Consider the following 3206-nt stretch of genomic DNA (forward strand, 5'->3'; position numbering starts at 1 on the left):
CAACGGAATCTGCGAGCGCTTCCATCGAACCGCGCTCGATGAGTTCTATCGTGTGGCGTTCCGCAAGAAGATCTATCGAACCATCGACGAGCTGCAGAATGATCTCGATGTTTGGGTGACGGCGTACAACGAAACGCGCCCGCATCAGGGACGATGGTGCTATGGAAAAACACCGATGCAAACCTTTCTTGACGCGCTGCCCATTGCGAAGGAGAAATTGCTGCCGGCCGCGTAGCGCCGGACACAAATCTTCGTCGGACACCCACCACGACGAAGAGCCAGTGGTCAGGTCAAGTGCATACTTTTACACAGGAAACGATCGTCACCGGCTTTCCCCGCTTCTTCTTTCCCTTGGCAGAGGCTTTCTTCAGGACTTCGACTTCCCGATACCCGCGTCACGACACGGCGCGGAAAGATGATTTTCCTCGGCACAGGCTGCTTGCGCGAGCCCGAGCAGCGTATCTTTGCCGGCGCCACTCGGCCCACCACCAGGACGAGCCGACCGGGGCCGATTGCTTCCATCTCTTGCGGCGCCATCATCGAAATTTCGCTCATGCGACACGGCGTCCTTCACGCCAGACACTGCGCACGACCGGAATATTGCCTGCAACGTGAACACGGATCAGGTCGGCTCGCTTGCCCACCGCAATCTCGCCGCGGTCGGAAAGCCCGACGGCGTCCGCCGGCGCCTTGGTCACCGTGCGCATCGCGGCCGGAAGACTGATGCCCGGCACCTCTCGCGGCAGTTACAGCGCTGCCATCAGGAGGCTCGACGGAATGTAGTCGGACGACAGGATGTCCAGCAGACCTTCCCGCGCGAGGACGACGGCCGCGATGTTGCCGGAATGCGAGCCACCGCGCACCACGTTGGGGGCGCCCATCAGGATATAGATGCCGGCCTCATGCAATCCACGCGCGGCCTTCCGCGTGGTCGGGAATTCCGCCACAGCAACGCCATCGCGTACCGCGTCCGCGACATTCTCCTCGGTGGTGTCGTCATGGCTTGCGAGCGGAATCTGGTGCTCCCGCGCCAGTGCCACGATCTCGCGCATGTTGGTCGCCGCATAGGCCTTGTGATAAGCGAAGCGTTGCTCGAACAGCACGTCGAGCTCCGTATCGGTCTTGCCGCCGCCTTTGCCGCGATGGTAGTCGCGTAGCTTACCTTCATCGCGGAACTGGCGCTGTCCGGGTGTGTGATCCATCAGCGACATCAGCCGCACGTCGGGACGGCCGACCATTTCCTTGGCTTCCTCAACCACGCTCGGCATCGGCATCTCGCAGCGCAGATGCAGGAAGTGATCGGCTCGTAGGAGATCGGCTTCGCGCGCGGATGAAATAGCCGCTTCGAGCATACGGGCGCGGCCGTCAAATTCTTCCGCGTCATCCTCGCGCCACACGCGTAGCGAGTCCAGCACGGTCGTAATCCCTGACGTCGCAAGCTGTCCGTCATAGGAGATGACTGCGGCCACGGGATTCCAGAACACTTTTGGCCGCGGCATGTAGTGCGCTTCCAAGTGATCAGTGTGCAGCTCGATCAGGCCGGGCGTCAGCAGGTCGCCGCCGGCATCTTCCGCGCCCGCGGGCGCCCTGCCCTCGCCGATCTCGGCGATCCGGCCGTGAGCCAGAGCAATCCAGCCCTGCTCCATCACCCTGTCAGCCAGCACGATCCTGGCGTTTGCTATCACGGCTTCATTCCGCTGCGCGTTCATTTCCACTTCGTCCTTCAGGCCGCGGCGGCAAATTGTGTGACGTCGACGATGCGATCCGCGATCAAATTGCGGATTTCATCGTCATGGACGATCGCGACCATGGCAACACGCCGGCGTTTCTTCTCTGCGATCAACTCCACCACGACGGCGCGATTGGCGGCGTCTAGCGAGGCCGTCGGCGCGTCGAGCAACAGTATCGGCAGATCGGAGATGAAGCCGCGTGCAACGTTGACGCGCTGCTGTTCACCGCCGGAAAAGGTCGCAGGCGGCAGCCGCCACAGACGCTCGGGGATGTTGAGACGATGCAAAAGCTGACCTGCGCGCTCGCGCGCCTCAGCCCGCCGGATGCCGTTGTCGATCAGAGGCTCGGCGACGACGTCGATGGTCGCAACGCGCGGCACCGCGCGCAGGAACTGGCTGACATAGCCGATGGTCGAGCGCCGGACATTGATTATTTGCCGGGGCTCGGTCGTGGCGAGATTGATCAGCGCACCGCTATGACGGATGCCGATGCGGCCGCCGTCGCAGCGGTAGTTGCCGAAGATCATCTTCAGGATCGAAGACTTTCCCGCGCCGGAGGGCCCAGACAGCACGACGCACTCGCCCGGATTGACGTGGAAGGTCACGCCGAGCACGACCGGCAGCTCGACGCCGCCCTGCAGGTGCATCGTAAAAGTCTTTTGTGCGTCGACGATCTCGATCATGGCGTTCATTGCGCGGCTCATGGCGGCAGAATCGAAGAGACGAAGGAGTTGGGTGTAGGGTTCGCGCGGATCGTCGAGCACCTGGTCGGTGAGGCCGGTCTCGATCACCCGCCCGCCCTTCATCACCATCACGCAATGTGACACCAGCCGCGCCACAGCGAGATCATGGGTGACGATGACGACTGCTAGTTGCAACTCGGCCACGAGGTTGCGCAGGAGATCGAGCAGGCGCGCCTGCACCGAGACGTCGAGGCCGCCGGTCGGCTCGTCCATGAACACCAGCCGCGGCTCGGTGACGAGATTGCGCGCGATCTGCAAACGCTGCCGCATGCCGCCCGAATAGGTGCGCGGCGCAACGTCGATCTCGACACGCTCGAGCCAGCTTAATGCGGTGTCGCGGATACGCCCATAGTGATTCCAGCCCACCGCCATCAGCCGTTCGCCGACATTAGCGCCGGCCGAGACCGGCATGCGCAGGCCTTGCGCGGGATCCTGGTGCACATAGCCCCAATCGGTGCGGAACAGAAAGCGCCGCTCGGCTTCGCCAAGCGTGGCAAGGTCGCGCGTCACGCCATCGCGCATCCGATAAAAGACGCGGCCGGCACTTGCCGCGAGCTGCCCGGAGAGGAGCTGCAGCAGCGTCGTCTTGCCCGAGCCGGATTCGCCGAGCCGGACCGCCCGGTCAGAGTGTTGGCGCCGTCGCACTCGGACGGGTGGAGGGCTTCCGAACGGATGCCGAGCGCGAGCTCCGCCCCAGACGGAGCATCGGAGAGAAGCTGGAAGCTGGCGCCGA

At 63.4% G+C, this 3206-nt stretch carries 3 protein-coding genes and 2 pseudogenes; 1 reads left to right on the plus strand and 4 read right to left on the minus strand.

What is annotated here, in order from left to right:
* Positions 1-235, plus strand: a 235-nt coding sequence (locus C7G61_RS42315) for an integrase core domain-containing protein (protein ID WP_145963813.1), incomplete at its 5' end; no start/stop codon positions are given.
* A 50-nt stretch (positions 236-285) separates the two neighbouring features.
* On the opposite strand, the gene C7G61_RS42320 is transcribed toward C7G61_RS42315, so the two are convergent.
* The 4 genes and pseudogenes from C7G61_RS42320 to phnK form a co-directional block, all read right to left on the minus strand.
* Positions 286-555, minus strand: coding sequence for a hypothetical protein (locus C7G61_RS42320; protein WP_420836847.1), 270 nt, complete (start codon positions 553-555; stop codon positions 286-288).
* Positions 552-1709 (minus strand): annotated as a pseudogene (locus C7G61_RS42325) (alpha-D-ribose 1-methylphosphonate 5-triphosphate diphosphatase). The gene C7G61_RS42320 and the pseudogene C7G61_RS42325 overlap by 4 nt, the downstream one beginning before the upstream one ends.
* 14 nt (positions 1710-1723) lie before the next feature.
* A complete protein-coding gene (phnL, locus tag C7G61_RS42330) occupies positions 1724-2422 on the minus strand; it encodes a phosphonate C-P lyase system protein PhnL (protein WP_190242269.1) in 699 nt (232 codons plus the stop codon).
* 8 nt (positions 2423-2430) lie between these two features.
* Positions 2431-3082 (minus strand): annotated as a pseudogene (gene phnK, locus C7G61_RS42335) (phosphonate C-P lyase system protein PhnK); the annotation flags it as partial.
* Positions 3083-3206 lie beyond the last annotated feature (124 nt).

It is taken from the genome of Bradyrhizobium algeriense, from assembly GCF_003062295.1.
GTDB classification, from domain to species: domain Bacteria; phylum Pseudomonadota; class Alphaproteobacteria; order Rhizobiales; family Xanthobacteraceae; genus Bradyrhizobium; species Bradyrhizobium algeriense.

What these genes read in the sequence shown, in the direction of transcription:
- phnL (WP_190242269.1), bottom strand. Translation starts at nt 2,422, where the DNA reads ATGAACGCCATGATCGAGATCGTCGACGCACAAAAGACTTTTACGATG.
- C7G61_RS42320 (WP_420836847.1), bottom strand. Translation starts at nt 555, where the DNA reads ATGAGCGAAATTTCGATGATGGCGCCGCAAGAGATGGAAGCAATCGGC.